Here is a 14,757-nt window from a genome sequence, read left to right as displayed (position 1 = left end):
GAAGTCGCTCTGTAGTAGTAGTGGCTCTGCATAAAAAAGAATACGACGAGTGATCGATGTATGCATTACTCACGTATAAAGGTTCATGGCTACTGTATGCCAATAACAACGGTTACTCCTAAAGGAAGAGCGCAGCATGAGCAGTGATTCTCAGCATAGTGTGTCGCTAAGCCCAAGCTACACCAAGCAAGACTGGGCTGAATGCATGGAACGTGTCAAGCAACGTGATAAGCAGGCGTTTGCCTTAGTGTTTCGTTATTTCTCTCCTCGCTTACAACAGTTTGCGTTTAAGCATGTAGGCAGTGAGCAAGTGGCCTTAGAAATGGTGCAAGAAACCATGACCACGGTGTGGCAGAAATCGCATCTATTCGATAACCGAAAAAGTTCGCTTTCGACATGGGTTTACACGATTGCACGCAATTTGTGTTTTGATCTCCTGCGTAAGCAGCGCGGACGAGAGTTACATGTTTATGCCGATGATATTTGGCCAACTGACTACTGCCCACCTGATTTGGTTGAACATTATTGTCCTGAACATGACATGTTAAAAGAGCAAATATTAAAGTTTGTGGCGTTGTTGCCTGAAGCTCAGCAAGCCATCGTGAAGGCGGTGTATCTTGAAGAACTGCCCCAGCAGCAGGTTGCGGAGATGTTCAATATTCCTCTCGGTACTGTCAAATCGCGTTTACGACTAGCCGTTGAAAAACTTAGACATTCTATTCAAGCGGAGCAATTATGAGCCACCATCCAAGCAACGAAGTACTGCAGCAGTATGCCAATGGTTCAATTGATGCGGCGCATGGCATTATGATTGCCACTCACCTTGAACTCTGTACTCAGTGCCGTCAAAAGGTTCAATACTTAGAAACTCGGGCCGCCGAAGCGTTGTTGAGCCAATCGTTGCCGCAGCAAATGATGGCCGCTTCTAATGATGATCATTTAAACCAGATGTTTGAAACGATCACGGCGCTGGATACCCTACACCCATCGACCTTGCGTAAGCCTGAGTCGATAGAAATTAAAGTCAATGATCGCGTTGTGATGCTGCCTAGTACGCTGAGCCAACTGATTCGTTTCAAAGGCGAGTGGCGCAGCTATGGTGGTAAAGTTTTTAGTGCCCACCTAGATATTGCTGAAGACTCTCGCATGAACCTGATGTACATCAATCACAACGTGCAGATCCCTCAGCATACACACAAAGGGGTTGAGTCGACCTTGGTGCTCCATGGTGGTTTCAGTGATGAAGATGGACATTATCAAGTGGGTGATTTCATTCAAAGAGATGCGAGTATTAAACACAGCCCTTTTACCAAAGTGGATGAAGATTGTTTATGCTTAACGGTGCTAACTGAGCCGATGCTGTTTACGCAAGGTGTTGCGAGAGTGTTTAACTTATTTGGTAAAGGTCTCTATCCGTAGTCTATAGCGGGCACATCAAATTAAAAAAGGTCGTATTGTACGACCTTTTTTTCATCTAACGCTTATCAACGCCTTGCTTGGCAATATCATCGATGTCTCTCTGCCGAGCTTTTTGCAGTAAATCAGCAAAATAATGGCGCAGTGAGTAGAGCATGATAAGGCTTGGTACTACCATCAGTGCGGTAATAATAAAGAATAGTGACCAATTATTGAGATAGTCGACCAACTCCCCGCTAAAGGAAGCCAGCGTGGTGCGGCCAAAGTTTCCTAGAGAGGCCAATAGCGCATATTGCGTTGCTGAAAATGCCTGCCCTGTTAACACAGTAAGAAACGAAACAAAGGCCACGGTGGAAAACGCAGTGGTAAAGTTATCGACAATAATGGTCGCCAAGAACAGATGCTCATTAGGGCCAACTTGAGCGATCCACGAAAACATCAAATTACTGGCAGACATCGCGATGCCACCAATCATCAAGCCGCGAACAATACCAAATCGCACGTTAAACATACTGCCAATCAAAGTGAAGAACAGGGTTGCTCCCCAACCAATTAACTTCGAGTAGTGACCAATTTGTTCGTTGCTAAAGCCAATTTCTTTGTAAAATGGAATCGACATTCGGCCAAGAAAAGCTTCGCCAATCTTGAATAAAAAGACAAACAACAGCAGGGTTAGTGCTACTTGCGCGCCATTGCGTTTGAAGAAATCGAGAAATGGTTCGATTACGGTAACGGTGAACCACGCGACGACTTTCGAACCAACTACCTGATTGTGCCGCAGCTCCGCTTGATGCTGTAGCGCTTCGCGATGTGTTTTTGGTTCGCCCACCAAGAGCGTGAAAAGCATTAACAGCCCGACACAGAGTGCCATGCCATAATAAACGGCATTCCAACCGATACTATCGGCGTTTACAAAAGCGAGATAGCCCGGCAGAGAATATCCAGTCCACCACCCCATGATGGCCATGGCGGAGGCTTGTGGCAGCTTATTGGCTTGTGATTTGGGGAAAGTATCGATACGAAAAGCATCAATCGCGATATCTTGAGTGGCAGAAGCGATCGCAATGCCCAAGGCAAGCATTGAGGTAAACATCAAATTTTGGGCTGGATTGACACCCGCAATCAGCAACGTACAGATCAAAATGATCGATTGGCACAAAAATACCCAACTGCGGCGTTGACCTAATAATGGCGTCAGAATGGGTAATTTGACGCGATCCACCAATGGGGCCCATAGAAAATTAATCGCGTAAACTGCGAAGACACTGCCAAAATAACCAATTGCAGCGGTGGTTAAGCCTGCATCTTTTAGCCATCCTGACATATTTGAACCAATCAAAACCCACGGAAAACCGCTCGAACACCCCATCATAAATACCCACAATAGGCGTTTATCAAGATAGCTACGGATAGTTTCCATCCAAGTGAGAGAGGAGGAGGTTGATGGCATACAGCGAATCCTTGTCAGTAAAGCAGCTTAGGTCGAAAGGCGACCCAATAAAATCAAACGCCGATAAATCGGCGTTGGTATGGTTATTGTTCTAGTGTGACATTCGTAATAACGATTGGTTCGATGGGGACGTCTTGCATTCGTCCTTTCGTGCTGGTCGGTTGTTGAGCCATTTTTTGCACAACATCAAACCCTTGCGTGACTTTACCAAAGACTGCATAACCCGGTGGGCGAGCGTTGTAGTTGAGAAAATCATTATCGACCAAGTTAATAAAGAATTGGCGAGTAGCTGAGTTAGGATCATTGGTACGGGCCATTGCGATCGTCGCGGTGTCATTGGTCAACCCATTGCTCGCTTCATTTTTGATGGGAGCGTAAGTGGTGAGTTGTTTTAAATCCGCATCAAATCCGCCGCCTTGTGCCATAAACCCTGGGATAACGCGGTGGAACTGGCTGCCAACATAACTGCCATCTTCAACATATTTTACGAAGTTTGCGACAGTCGTTGGCGCTTTCTCTGTATTAAGTTCAACAGTAAATGACCCTAAGTTCGTCTCAATTAGGACGTTGGGCGCCGAAAACGCAGTGCAACTGACGAGCGCTAATGTCGTAACGAGAGAACGTAACATTAAAAGCGCTCCTGTAAATAACCATTAAGTTCGCTGTCATTGGCAATTTCTTTAAGTACCAAGTTCATGACATCGTTGAGTACCATTTCAATCTCATCATTTGAAGCGCTGAGTGTACCGGAACGTTTTGCCGTTCCGTTGAACGTTTTCACCAATTTGCCTTTTGGTGTTTCCGCGGTGATTTCAAGCGTGACACTGCCATCCATTTCATTCGACATGACGCTGTGTTTTACCGTCACTAGTGCTTCTGCAATTTCAACGGTGACATTGTTTTCGCTGTTCACTGTTAAGCGATAGCCTTGAGAGCTAAATTGTTCTGCCAACGCATTCTCAACCGCAATACGAACATTTTGTTTGGCATGAATTGGCTCAATATTAGAGCGGCCACTATCCACTAAAGCCACATATTGCGCCGATCGAACATCTTTGCTAACCAGAGTAAAGGCTTTATTGTTAACGACCGTATTTTTGCTGGTCGTTGCAGTAGGCATAAAGTTGATTTGCTGTTGCTGTTGCTGAGGTGCGGCACAAGCGGTGAGTAATGCGATTGAGGCTGCGAGAACCAGTTTTTTCATGGTCATTTCCTTTCTTATCCTTGCCTATTTAGTTGCTTGTAAGATAACAAATTTATGGTTGGTCGCGACAGTTTTTACCTGCCCTTGGCCAAATAATCTTGCTAGTTTTACATCGTAGCCGAGGTGGCGATTGCCGATCACTAATAATCGTCCCCCTTTTTTAAGAACATGCTTTGCATCACAGAACATCTGCCAAGCAATGTGATCCGTGATAGCTTGTTGTTGATGGAATGGTGGGTTACATAATACTAAACAGCTACTCTCTTGTTGAAAACCATCTAAGCAGTTATTCGCAATGCATTGAATATTGCGATCTTCTCCTAAATTCTCCAGCAAATTTAGCTTTGCAGACTCGACGGCCATCAAGCTTTCATCAACGCAGGTCATGCGTACTTGAGGATTGAGTTGGCCCATCTTGATTGATAACACCCCGTTGCCGCATCCAAGGTCGATGATGTGTTGTAACTTAGGATCTTGTGGAAGATGCTGTAGAAAAAAGCGTGCGCCGAGATCCAATCCCTCACCTGAGTAGACATTCGGCAGATTTTTTAGACGGATGGATTCGCTTTCTACGGCCCATTCAGTTATGGGTTCCACCGTTTCAATCGGTGATACGTTCGGTGCTGAAAAAACGAGGCGGTGTTTTTTCCATGCAAGAGAAGTGCTTGTTGAACCTAAATACTTTTCAAATAAATTTAAGGTTGATGTGTGGATCTCTTTCGCTTTGTTGACCGCTATCACAGGGCAATCTTGGGTAAGGGACTGACGGAGTTGGCTTAATTGCCAAACCAAGTGGCGATTGCTCTTGGGCAATTGAAAAAGCACCAGATCGACCGATTCAGGGATGGCATCCATTGTTGAGAGCAATTGCACGTTGCGGCACTGATTGCGCTGAAGATTGTTTAACGTACCTTGTTGCGAAATAAAAGAGTCGCTCATCATGGTGACGTGGTGCTTATCTGCAAACCAACACGATAGAGCGCCAAAGTGATCGTTTAAAATAAGGATGCGTTTGCCTATTGCTAAATTCAACGCTTCAATATGATTAATCACATATTCATCGCCCGCATCCCAAGCTTGTAATGTTTCGTTTGAACGATGTGGGAAACGGTGCAAGCTCAACGTTCGATCATTCAGTGCCAACTCTGTTTTCATAATTTTTTATAGGTCGTAGTGAGAATTACGGATGCATTGTCTCAAATGGCGTAGAAACAAGGAACCAAAACCTTTCGCTATTCTATAAGGCTAGTTAAACTTAAATCTCTTTACACTCGTATATGTTCTCATGCTCTTATTTGAGGAAGAAAGGCAACGGTATGATCCAACCCATAATCGAACAAAAATTGCATCAAGCATTTCACCCTGATTATTTGAAAGTCGAAAATGAAAGCTACATGCACAATGTGCCTTCAGGATCGGAAAGCCATTTTAAAGTCATTGTGGTGAGTAACAGTTTTGAAGGAATGCGTTTGATTGGCCGTCACCGACAGGTTAACCAAGTGTTGGCAGAAGAGCTAGCGAACCACATTCATGCACTCTCGATTCATACCTACACACCACAAGAGTGGCAGGCGCAAATTAGTGGCGTACCTGATAGTCCTATGTGTATGGGCGGTGGAAAATAACTCGTTCAGAACCGTCTGAATATGCCGTTCTCTTGTTCTGTTTTTGAGCGGAATGTTAACAGTATTTAAACAAATTGACGAGATGAACAAGTTGAGAGAAATTGTTTTAGGTAGTGAATAAAAATAAATACTCATAAGGGGTAAGGAATAGGTTATTTGTGCGATGCTTCAAAGTTATGACTATTCGCTAGCCTTTATGATTCAAATCCTTCCAAATAAAACGACTTATCAGAGGATTGGTCATGGCATCAGGTTCCGAAAAAATGCTAGACTATTGCACCTAATGGATCTCATACCATACTTGTGATGAGGTTATTAAAAGGATGTTGCGGTTCTGGCGTTTAAAACAAGCCAAAATCGGACACAGAAATGTCGTGTCTAAGGCTGGTTTAACTTTCATTTGGCCTCTTATCAAGAACGACCATGAAAGATAAACAAGCCTTGAACTTACGCAATTAAAAGAATCTTTTTCCCGATAAAATAGTGCAAGTGCGTATGATTACAATAAAAAGGGGTTTGGACCTTCCTATTGCAGGAACTCCTTCCCAGGTGATTAATGATGGTAAGACCATCACTAAAGTCGCCTTGCTTGGCGAAGAGTACGTTGGCATGCGTCCTACCATGCATGTTCGCGTAGGCGATGAAGTAAAGAAAGCTCAAATTCTTTTTGAAGATAAAAAGAATCCGGGTGTTAAATTTACTTCACCAGCAAGCGGTAAGGTTATCGAAGTCAATCGTGGCGCCAAACGTGTCCTACAATCCGTTGTGATTGAAGTGGCAGGTGATGAGCAAATCACGTTCGATAGCTTTGAAGCTAGCCAACTAGCAAGTATTGACCGTCAAACGGTTAAAACTCAGTTAGTTGAGTCTGGTCTTTGGACTGCGTTGCGTACTCGTCCGTTTAGCAAGGTTCCAGCAATTGAGTCTTCAACTCAGGCTATTTTTGTGACAGCAATGGATACCAATCCATTAGCGGCAAAACCTGAGACGATCATTAATGAGCAATCTGAAGCATTCGTCGCTGGTCTCGATATCCTTTCAACTCTGACTGAGGGCAAGGTTTACGTCTGTAAATCTGGTACTAGCTTACCACGCTCTTCACAGCCAAACGTTGAAGAACATGTGTTTGATGGCCCACACCCTGCAGGTCTTGTAGGGACTCACATGCATTTCCTCTATCCAGTAAATGCAGTCAATGTGGCGTGGAGCATCAATTACCAAGACGTGATTGCGTTTGGTCAATTGTTCTTAACCGGTGAGCTATACACACAACGAGTGGTGTCGCTTGCAGGACCCGTAGTCAACAAACCTCGTCTTGTCCGTACTCAGATTGGTGCTAGCCTCGAAGAGTTAACGGATAACGAATTGATGCCGGGCGAAGTTCGTGTCATCTCTGGTTCTGTACTTTCTGGTGTGAAAGCGGCGGGGCCTGTAGCTTATCTTGGTCGTTACCACCTCCAAGTATCGGTTCTGCGTGAAGGTCGTGACAAAGATTTTCTTGGTTGGGCAATGCCTGGCAAGAACAAATTTTCAGTCACTCGCTCTTTCCTTGGTCATCTATTCACAGGTCAGTTGTTCAACATGACAACCACAACCAATGGTAGTGATCGTGCGATGGTACCTATTGGTAACTATGAAAAAGTGTTGCCACTAGATATGGAACCAACGCTCCTACTTCGTGACCTATGTGCAGGTGACATCGATAGCGCTCAACGTCTCGGTGCCCTTGAACTGGACGAAGAAGATCTCGCATTGTGTACCTTTGTATGTCCTGGTAAATACGAATATGGTCAGCTACTTCGTGAGTGCCTAGACAAGATTGAGAAGGAAGGGTAATTTTCATGGGCCTTAAAAAGTTTCTTGAAGACATCGAGCATCATTTTGAACCTGGCGGCAAACATGAAAAATGGTTTGCCTTGTATGAAGCAGCAGCAACGCTTTTTTATACGCCTGGTTTAGTTACAAAACGAAGCTCACACGTTCGTGATAGTGTTGACCTCAAACGCATCATGATCATGGTTTGGCTAGCGGTATTCCCAGCGATGTTCTGGGGTATGTATAACGTTGGTCACCAATCGATTACTGCACTTAACCATCTGTATTCTGGCGCTGAATTGGCGACAGTCATCAGTGGTAACTGGCACTATTGGCTAACTGAAATGCTTGGCGGTACATTAAGTACGCAAGCCGGTTGGGCAAGTATGATGCTGCTCGGTGCGACTTACTTCCTACCTATCTACGCCACGGTATTCTTGGTCGGTGGTTTTTGGGAAGTGCTGTTTTGTATGGTGCGTAAGCATGAAGTTAACGAAGGTTTCTTTGTAACTTCAATTTTGTTTGCTCTGATTGTTCCACCCACACTGCCTTTATGGCAAGCCGCTTTAGGGATTACCTTTGGCGTGGTTGTTGCCAAAGAAATCTTTGGTGGTACCGGGCGTAACTTCCTAAACCCAGCATTAGCCGGTCGTGCTTTTCTATTCTTCGCCTACCCAGCACAGATCTCTGGTGACGTTGTTTGGACAGCTGCAGATGGTTTTTCAGGTGCAACGGCGCTAAGCCAATGGGCTCAAGGTGGTAACGGTGCTCTGATCAATAAGGTCACTGGCGAAGCCATTACTTGGATGGACGCATTTGTTGGTAACATTCCTGGCTCTATCGGTGAAGTATCGACGTTAGCACTGGCGATTGGCGCGGCATTTATTGTCTACATGGGCATTGCTTCATGGCGCATTATTGCGGGTGTTATGGTAGGTATGATTGCCATATCAACGTTGTTCAATGTTATTGGTTCAGACACAAATGCAATGTTTAATATGCCTTGGCATTGGCACCTAGTACTTGGTGGCTTTGCGTTTGGTATGTTCTTCATGGCAACCGACCCAGTATCGGCTTCATTTACTAACAAAGGTAAATGGGCATACGGTATTTTGATTGGTGCAATGTGTGTGATGATTCGTGTGGTTAACCCAGCTTACCCAGAAGGTATGATGCTGGCGATCTTATTTGCGAACCTATTTGCACCTTTGTTTGACCATATTGTGATTGAGAAGAACATCAAGCGGAGACTAGCACGCTATGGCAAGTAATAACGATAGCATTAAAAAAACGCTGTTTGTTGTTATCGCATTGAGCTTAGTGTGCTCAATCATCGTATCGACAGCAGCGGTTGGCCTGCGTGACAAGCAAAAAGTTAACGCAGTACTTGATAAGCAAAGCAAGATTGTTGAAGTTGCAGGCATTAACGAGTCTGGTAGCGTGCCAGAGCTTTTTGCTAAATACATTGAACCTCGTTTGATTGATTTTAAAACCGGGAACTTTGTTGATGGCGATGCAACGGCCTATGATCAACGCAAAGCTTCTAAAGACCCAGCTCAATCTATCAAGCTAACAGCGGAACAAGATAAAGCGAAGATTATTCGTCGTGCCAATACTGGGGTTGTTTACCTAGTGAAAAGTGGCGACGAGATTTCTAAAGTGATTGTTCCCGTTCACGGTAATGGTTTGTGGTCAATGATGTACGCATTTGTGGCTGTAGAAACCGATGGTAATACCGTTTCCGGCATTACTTATTACGAACAAGGTGAAACACCGGGATTGGGTGGTGAAGTTGAAAACCCATCATGGCGTGCTCAATTTGTTGGCAAGAAATTGTTTGATGACAACCACCAACCTGCAATTAAAGTTGTCAAAGGTGGCGCTCCTGCCGGATCTGAGCATGGCGTTGATGGACTTTCTGGCGCCACACTGACCAGTAACGGTGTTCAACACACTTTCGACTTCTGGTTAGGTGATATGGGCTTTGGTCCATTCCTAGCAAAAGTTCGTGACGGAGGTTTGAACTAATGTCTAGCGCAAAAGAGATTAAAAAGAGCATTCTAGCGCCAGTGTTGGATAACAACCCAATCGCACTTCAAGTGCTTGGTGTCTGTTCTGCCCTTGCGGTAACCACTAAGTTGGAAACGGCGTTTGTTATGACGCTAGCCGTTATGTTTGTAACGGCTTTCTCTAACTTATTCGTTTCGTTAATTCGTCACCACATACCTAACAGTGTGCGTATCATCGTTCAGATGGCGATCATTGCTTCATTGGTTATTGTTGTTGACCAGATCCTACGTGCTTACTTATACGATATCTCGAAACAGCTATCGGTGTTCGTAGGGTTGATCATTACTAACTGTATCGTAATGGGCCGTGCTGAAGCATTTGCAATGAAGTCGGCACCGATTCCTTCCTTTATCGATGGTATCGGTAATGGTTTGGGTTATGGTTTTGTCTTGATCACTGTTGGTTTCTTCCGCGAACTTCTTGGTTCAGGCAAGCTATTTGGAATGGAAGTTCTACCTCTTGTAAAAGATGGTGGCTGGTATCAACCTAACGGTTTGATGCTGCTAGCACCTTCGGCATTCTTCCTAATTGGCTTCATGATTTGGGCGATTCGCACGTTCAAACCTGAACAACTAGAAGCGAAGGAGTAAGGGCGTTATGGAACATTATATCAGTTTGCTTGTTCGATCGATTTTTATCGAAAACATGGCACTCTCTTTCTTCTTGGGTATGTGTACATTTCTTGCTGTATCTAAGAAAGTAAAGACATCGTTTGGTTTAGGGATTGCGGTTACTGTTGTTCTGACCATTTCAGTACCAGTGAATAACTTGGTTTATAACTTGTTACTTAAACCGGGTGCATTGGGTGAAAATATTGATCTTACATTTCTAAATTTCATTACCTTTATCGGTGTTATTGCCGCATTGGTACAGATCTTAGAGATGATATTGGATCGTTTTTTCCCACCTTTGTATAACGCGCTGGGCATTTTCTTACCTTTAATCACAGTGAACTGCGCCATTTTTGGTGGTGTATCTTTCATGGTGCAGCGTGATTATAACTTTGCTGAATCCGTCGTTTACGGTTTCGGTTCGGGTGTGGGTTGGATGTTAGCGATTGTCGCTCTTGCCGGTATCCGTGAGAAAATGAAATATTCAGATGTACCTCCGGGTTTACGTGGTTTAGGGATTACCTTCATCACGGCGGGTCTAATGGCGTTAGGCTTTATGTCTTTCTCTGGTGTTCAACTGTAAGTCGGGTAAACCGCAACAATTAAGGAATAGTCAATGGACATTATTCTTGGTGTAGTGATGTTTACCCTGATTGTTCTAGCACTCGTTTTGGTAATTCTATTTGCTAAATCTAAGCTAGTTCCAACAGGCGACATTACAATTTCAATTAACGGTGATTCAGATAAGTCTATTGTGACTAATCCAGGTGGTAAGCTACTGAGCGTACTTGCAGGTTCTGGTGTCTTTGTATCATCGGCGTGTGGTGGTGGCGGCTCTTGTGGTCAATGCCGTGTAAAAGTGAAATCTGGAGGTGGTGATATTCTTCCTACTGAACTTGATCACATTACTAAAGGTGAAGCTCGTGAGGGTGAACGTTTAGCGTGTCAAGTGGCTGTGAAAACAGACATGGATATTGAACTTCCTGAAGAAATTTTTGGTGTTAAAAAGTGGGAATGTACCGTTATCTCTAACGACAACAAAGCCACCTTCATTAAAGAGCTTAAACTTCAGATCCCTGATGGCGAGTCAGTACCTTTCCGTGCTGGTGGTTACATTCAGATCGAAGCGCCAGCACACCACATCAAATATTCAGATTTTGACGTGCCAGAAGAGTATCGTGGCGATTGGGACAAATTTAACCTGTTCCGCTACGAGTCAAAAGTTGATGAAGATATTATTCGTGCTTACTCAATGGCGAATTATCCTGAAGAGTTCGGTATTATTATGCTAAACGTGCGTATTGCTACGCCGCCGCCTAATAATCCCAATGTGCCACCGGGTCAGATGTCTTCTTACATTTGGTCACTGAAAGAAGGTGATAAATGTACTATTTCTGGTCCATTTGGTGAGTTCTTTGCCAAAGATACGGATGCAGAAATGGTCTTTATCGGTGGTGGTGCGGGCATGGCTCCAATGCGCTCACACATCTTCGATCAGCTTAAGCGTTTAAAATCTACCCGTAAGATGTCTTATTGGTATGGTGCGCGTTCTAAGCGTGAGATGTTCTACGTTGAAGATTTTGACGGCCTTGCAGCTGAAAACTCGAATTTCGTATGGCACTGTGCGCTTTCTGATCCAATGCCTGAAGATAACTGGGATGGATACACAGGTTTCATCCACAATGTATTGTATGAAAACTATCTGAAAGACCATGAAGCGCCTGAAGATTGTGAATACTACATGTGTGGTCCACCGATGATGAATGCGGCTGTGATTGGCATGCTGAAGAACCTTGGTGTAGAAGATGAGAACATCCTTCTTGATGACTTCGGTGGTTAATTCACTGAAGTAAGTAAAACCTATGGCTGGCTCTGATGAGTCAGCCATTGTTTTTTTAGTTTTAGTTTTGCCTTGTGGCTTTGAATTCCAACTCAGTTAACATAGAAAATAGGTGTAGGAATTTCTTTTCTATAACCACTTCTTTTCTATATTCACTTTCATTTTTAGGAGTAAACAAGTGAAAAAATGGCTTGTTGCGTTAGCTTCTCTATTCATCTTGGCGGGTTGTGAAAAATCGGTTGAGCAAGTTCATCTCAGTGGCCCTACTATGGGCACGACTTACAATATTAAGTACCTGAAAGCTGAAGGTATCCCTAGCTCGGAGGCTCTCCAAAAGGAAGTTGATCGGTTATTGGAAGAAGTGAACGATCAAATGTCGACCTATCGTAAAGATTCTGAGCTCAGCCGTTTTAATCAATATCAAGGAACGGAACCTTTTACGGTTTCTTCTCAAACCGCAACCGTGGTGAAAGAAGCGCTGCGTCTTAACGGTCTTACTTTAGGTGCATTGGATGTCACTGTTGGTCCTTTGGTTAACCTATGGGGTTTTGGCCCTGAAGCTCGTCCTGATGTGGTGCCAAGCGATGCAGAATTGGCTGAGCGTAAAACCAATATAGGCATTGAGCATCTTAGCGCAACCGACACTACGTTAAGTAAAGATCTTCCTAATCTCTATGTGGACCTTTCAACTATTGCGAAAGGATGGGGAGTCGACGTGGTTGCTGACTACATTCAATCACAAGGCATTGCCAATTACATGGTTGAAGTCGGTGGTGAGATGCGCTTAAAAGGCGTAAATCGAGAAGGCGTACCTTGGCGAATCGCCATAGAAAAACCGACAGTTGATGAACGTACCGCTCAAGAGATCATTGAACCTGGTGATCTGGCAATTGCCACTTCAGGTGATTACCGCAATTATTTTGAGCAAGATGATGTGCGTTATTCTCACATTATCAATCCAATCACTGGAAAACCCATCCATAATAAAGTGGTATCGGTTACCGTTTTGGACGCATCTTCAATGACGGCAGATGGCCTAGCGACTGGATTAATGGTACTAGGAGAGACGAAAGGTATTGAGGTTGCAGAGCAATACAATATTCCTGTGTTCATGATTGTGAAAACAGAACAAGGTTTTGAAGAGATTGCCTCCAGCGCATTTAAGCCATTTCTAAATAAAAAGTGAGTTAAGTTATGAATACTTTTTTCATTACATTCAGTGTATTTCTGTGTGTCATTGCCGCGATGGCGGTTGGCTATGTCTTTCAAAAGAAAGTAGTCAAAGGCAGCTGTGGTGGATTAGGTGCTGTTGGCATTGAAAAAGTGTGCAATTGCCCAGAGCCTTGTGATGCACGTAAAAAACGCGAAGCTAAGGCCGCAGCAAGAGCTGAAAAGTTAGCGCATTGGGAAAAAGATCGTATCGCCTGAGCTACGATTAAAGAGCCTGTTTTGTGCAGGCTCTTTAATTTTTAAAAGCAATTCATTTCAATCCATAGAAACCAAGAATATACTGTTTATGCATACAGTCTTTTGATGGTTTTGAATTGGAAAATAAAATCAAAAAAATTATCCATATTGATATGGATTGTTTCTACGCTGCGGTAGAAATGCGTGATAACCCCGAATATAGGCATCGCCCTCTAGCCGTTGGTGGTCATGAAAAGCAGCGTGGTGTGTTAAGTACTTGCAATTATGAAGCGAGGAAATTTGGCGTTCGTTCCGCCATGCCGACCGCTCAAGCTTTAAAATTATGCCCCAATCTGCTGGTCGTTCCGGGGCGAATGTCGGTATACAAAGCTATCTCCATTCAAATCCGACAGATATTCGAACGTTATACTTCTATTATTGAGCCGTTATCATTAGATGAAGCATTTCTTGATGTGAGTGATTCACCGTTATGTCAAGGAAGCGCAACATTGATAGCTCAAGCTATTCGCCATGATATTCACAACGAACTCCAACTGACCGCCTCTGCAGGTGTAGCACCTGTAAAATTTTTGGCTAAAGTGGCCTCTGATATGAATAAGCCTAACGGCCAATTTGTAATACCACCCGATAAAGTACAGCAGGTGGTCGATTCATTGCCGCTAGAGAAAATACCCGGTGTCGGTAAGGTTAGTCTGGAAAAGTTGCACCAAGCGGGTTTTTATAAGTGTGAAGATATTAAGCTAACAGACTATCGAGAGCTACTTCGTAACTTTGGCAGATTAGGCGCTTCACTATGGAAGAAAAGTCATGGAATTGATAATCGCGAAGTCGTGACCGAGAGGGAGCGCAAATCATTAGGTGTAGAAAGAACATTTAGCCAAAATATCTCCAGTTATGAAGAGTGCTGGCAGGTGATTGAACATCATCTCTACCCAGAGATAAAAGCGAGGTTAGACAGATCGAGTGTTGATGGGGCGATTGTCAAACAAGGGATCAAAGTCAAGTTTGCCGATTTTCAACTTACGACGATTGAGCATCTTCATCCACAGTTAGAGCTCAATGATTTTCGAACCCTTTTGGAGAATATTTTGTTGCGGCAAAATGGGCGAGAAATTCGCTTACTTGGTTTACAGGTGATGTTAAAGCCAGAAATGCTCAATAAGCAGCTCAGTTTTTTTTAAATTAGTGAAACAAACTAACATTTATGTCATTAAATTGACGGTTTTTAGGTTGAAATCATTTATATTGCTAGCGAGAAATACTAACTCATCAAATATCCACACCTGATATGGTTAGTC

Annotated in this window: 16 protein-coding genes; 12 read left to right on the top strand and 4 right to left on the bottom strand. The window is 43.8% G+C overall.

Annotated features, from left to right (window positions below):
* Positions 1-136: 136 nt before the first annotated feature.
* On the top strand, positions 137-739 hold the full coding sequence (locus tag AACQ79_RS06565; RefSeq protein WP_013856164.1) for an RNA polymerase sigma factor: 603 nt from the start codon (positions 137-139) through the stop codon (positions 737-739).
* Complete coding sequence (locus tag AACQ79_RS06560; protein WP_170898822.1) at positions 736-1,419, top strand: ChrR family anti-sigma-E factor; 684 nt, start codon at positions 736-738, stop codon at positions 1,417-1,419. Before AACQ79_RS06565 ends, AACQ79_RS06560 begins: the two co-directional genes overlap by 4 nt.
* Before the next feature lie 55 nt (positions 1,420-1,474).
* Here the strand turns inward: AACQ79_RS06560 and AACQ79_RS06555 are convergent, their stop codons facing one another.
* The 4 genes from AACQ79_RS06555 to AACQ79_RS06540 form a co-directional block, all read right to left on the bottom strand.
* The gene (locus AACQ79_RS06555) at positions 1,475-2,866 is read right to left on the bottom strand and encodes an AmpG family muropeptide MFS transporter (protein WP_170898820.1); all 1,392 of its coding nucleotides are present in this window, start codon (positions 2,864-2,866) and stop codon (positions 1,475-1,477) included.
* A gap of 83 nt (positions 2,867-2,949) precedes the next feature.
* Positions 2,950-3,495: a peptidylprolyl isomerase gene (locus AACQ79_RS06550; protein ID WP_013856167.1), complete on the bottom strand. Its 546-nt coding sequence runs from the start codon at positions 3,493-3,495 to the stop codon at positions 2,950-2,952.
* Positions 3,495-4,070, bottom strand: a complete 576-nt coding sequence (locus AACQ79_RS06545) for a YajG family lipoprotein (RefSeq protein ID WP_170898818.1) — start codon at positions 4,068-4,070, stop codon at positions 3,495-3,497. The genes AACQ79_RS06550 and AACQ79_RS06545 overlap by 1 nt, the downstream gene beginning before the upstream one ends.
* 24 nt (positions 4,071-4,094) lie before the next feature.
* Positions 4,095-5,225 (bottom strand): methyltransferase, encoded by a 1,131-nt coding sequence (locus AACQ79_RS06540; RefSeq protein ID WP_170898816.1) that lies wholly within the window; start codon positions 5,223-5,225, stop codon positions 4,095-4,097.
* Between the two features lie 161 nt (positions 5,226-5,386).
* Here AACQ79_RS06540 and AACQ79_RS06535 point away from each other — a divergent pair, with 161 nt between their 5' ends.
* The 10 genes from AACQ79_RS06535 (at position 5,387) to dinB (ending at position 14,640) form a co-directional block, all read left to right on the top strand.
* Positions 5,387-5,695 (top strand): BolA family protein, encoded by a 309-nt coding sequence (locus tag AACQ79_RS06535; RefSeq protein ID WP_170898814.1) that lies wholly within the window; start codon positions 5,387-5,389, stop codon positions 5,693-5,695.
* Positions 5,696-6,190: 495 nt separating this feature from the next.
* Positions 6,191-7,531, top strand: a complete 1,341-nt coding sequence (locus tag AACQ79_RS06530; protein WP_026027642.1) for a Na(+)-translocating NADH-quinone reductase subunit A — start codon at positions 6,191-6,193, stop codon at positions 7,529-7,531.
* Between the two features lie 5 nt (positions 7,532-7,536).
* Complete coding sequence (locus AACQ79_RS06525) at positions 7,537-8,781, top strand: NADH:ubiquinone reductase (Na(+)-transporting) subunit B (protein ID WP_013856172.1); 1,245 nt, start codon at positions 7,537-7,539, stop codon at positions 8,779-8,781.
* On the top strand, positions 8,771-9,538 hold the full coding sequence (locus tag AACQ79_RS06520) for a Na(+)-translocating NADH-quinone reductase subunit C (protein ID WP_013856173.1): 768 nt from the start codon (positions 8,771-8,773) through the stop codon (positions 9,536-9,538). The genes AACQ79_RS06525 and AACQ79_RS06520 overlap by 11 nt, the downstream gene beginning before the upstream one ends.
* Complete coding sequence (locus AACQ79_RS06515) at positions 9,538-10,170, top strand: NADH:ubiquinone reductase (Na(+)-transporting) subunit D (RefSeq protein WP_013856174.1); 633 nt, start codon at positions 9,538-9,540, stop codon at positions 10,168-10,170. The genes AACQ79_RS06520 and AACQ79_RS06515 overlap by 1 nt, the downstream gene beginning before the upstream one ends.
* Before the next feature lie 7 nt (positions 10,171-10,177).
* Positions 10,178-10,774 carry an NADH:ubiquinone reductase (Na(+)-transporting) subunit E gene (nqrE, locus tag AACQ79_RS06510; protein WP_013856175.1) on the top strand — a complete coding sequence of 199 codons (597 nt, stop codon included), beginning with the start codon at positions 10,178-10,180 and terminating at the stop codon, positions 10,772-10,774.
* A gap of 33 nt (positions 10,775-10,807) precedes the next feature.
* On the top strand, positions 10,808-12,031 hold the full coding sequence (gene nqrF, locus AACQ79_RS06505) for an NADH:ubiquinone reductase (Na(+)-transporting) subunit F (protein WP_170898812.1): 1,224 nt from the start codon (positions 10,808-10,810) through the stop codon (positions 12,029-12,031).
* 178 nt (positions 12,032-12,209) lie between these two features.
* Positions 12,210-13,217 (top strand): FAD:protein FMN transferase, encoded by a 1,008-nt coding sequence (locus tag AACQ79_RS06500; protein WP_170898810.1) that lies wholly within the window; start codon positions 12,210-12,212, stop codon positions 13,215-13,217.
* An 8-nt stretch (positions 13,218-13,225) separates the two neighbouring features.
* A complete protein-coding gene (nqrM, locus tag AACQ79_RS06495; RefSeq protein WP_013856179.1) occupies positions 13,226-13,459 on the top strand; it encodes a (Na+)-NQR maturation NqrM in 234 nt (77 codons plus the stop codon).
* Between the two features lie 116 nt (positions 13,460-13,575).
* Positions 13,576-14,640 (top strand): DNA polymerase IV, encoded by a 1,065-nt coding sequence (dinB, locus tag AACQ79_RS06490; RefSeq protein ID WP_170898808.1) that lies wholly within the window; start codon positions 13,576-13,578, stop codon positions 14,638-14,640.
* Positions 14,641-14,757 lie beyond the last annotated feature (117 nt).

It is taken from the genome of Vibrio sp. 3-2(1) (assembly GCF_963887575.1).
Classification (GTDB): domain Bacteria; phylum Pseudomonadota; class Gammaproteobacteria; order Enterobacterales; family Vibrionaceae; genus Vibrio; species Vibrio anguillarum.
This window is presented reverse-complemented; position numbering and strand designations above follow the sequence as displayed.

Bases quoted from the DNA above. Each gene is read 5' to 3' on its own strand.
- AACQ79_RS06565 (WP_013856164.1), top strand. From the start codon at position 137: ATGAGCAGTGATTCTCAGCATAGTGTGTCGCTAAGCCCAAGCTACACC.
- AACQ79_RS06535 (WP_170898814.1), top strand. From the start codon at position 5,387: ATGATCCAACCCATAATCGAACAAAAATTGCATCAAGCATTTCACCCT.
- AACQ79_RS06520 (WP_013856173.1), top strand. From the start codon at position 8,771: ATGGCAAGTAATAACGATAGCATTAAAAAAACGCTGTTTGTTGTTATC.
- nqrE (WP_013856175.1), top strand. From the start codon at position 10,178: ATGGAACATTATATCAGTTTGCTTGTTCGATCGATTTTTATCGAAAAC.
- AACQ79_RS06530 (WP_026027642.1), top strand. From the start codon at position 6,191: ATGATTACAATAAAAAGGGGTTTGGACCTTCCTATTGCAGGAACTCCT.
- AACQ79_RS06525 (WP_013856172.1), top strand. From the start codon at position 7,537: ATGGGCCTTAAAAAGTTTCTTGAAGACATCGAGCATCATTTTGAACCT.
- nqrM (WP_013856179.1), top strand. From the start codon at position 13,226: ATGAATACTTTTTTCATTACATTCAGTGTATTTCTGTGTGTCATTGCC.
- nqrF (WP_170898812.1), top strand. From the start codon at position 10,808: ATGGACATTATTCTTGGTGTAGTGATGTTTACCCTGATTGTTCTAGCA.
- AACQ79_RS06540 (WP_170898816.1), bottom strand. From the start codon at position 5,225: ATGAAAACAGAGTTGGCACTGAATGATCGAACGTTGAGCTTGCACCGT.
- AACQ79_RS06560 (WP_170898822.1), top strand. From the start codon at position 736: ATGAGCCACCATCCAAGCAACGAAGTACTGCAGCAGTATGCCAATGGT.
- AACQ79_RS06550 (WP_013856167.1), bottom strand. From the start codon at position 3,495: ATGTTACGTTCTCTCGTTACGACATTAGCGCTCGTCAGTTGCACTGCG.
- AACQ79_RS06545 (WP_170898818.1), bottom strand. From the start codon at position 4,070: ATGAAAAAACTGGTTCTCGCAGCCTCAATCGCATTACTCACCGCTTGT.
- AACQ79_RS06515 (WP_013856174.1), top strand. From the start codon at position 9,538: ATGTCTAGCGCAAAAGAGATTAAAAAGAGCATTCTAGCGCCAGTGTTG.
- AACQ79_RS06555 (WP_170898820.1), bottom strand. From the start codon at position 2,866: ATGCCATCAACCTCCTCCTCTCTCACTTGGATGGAAACTATCCGTAGC.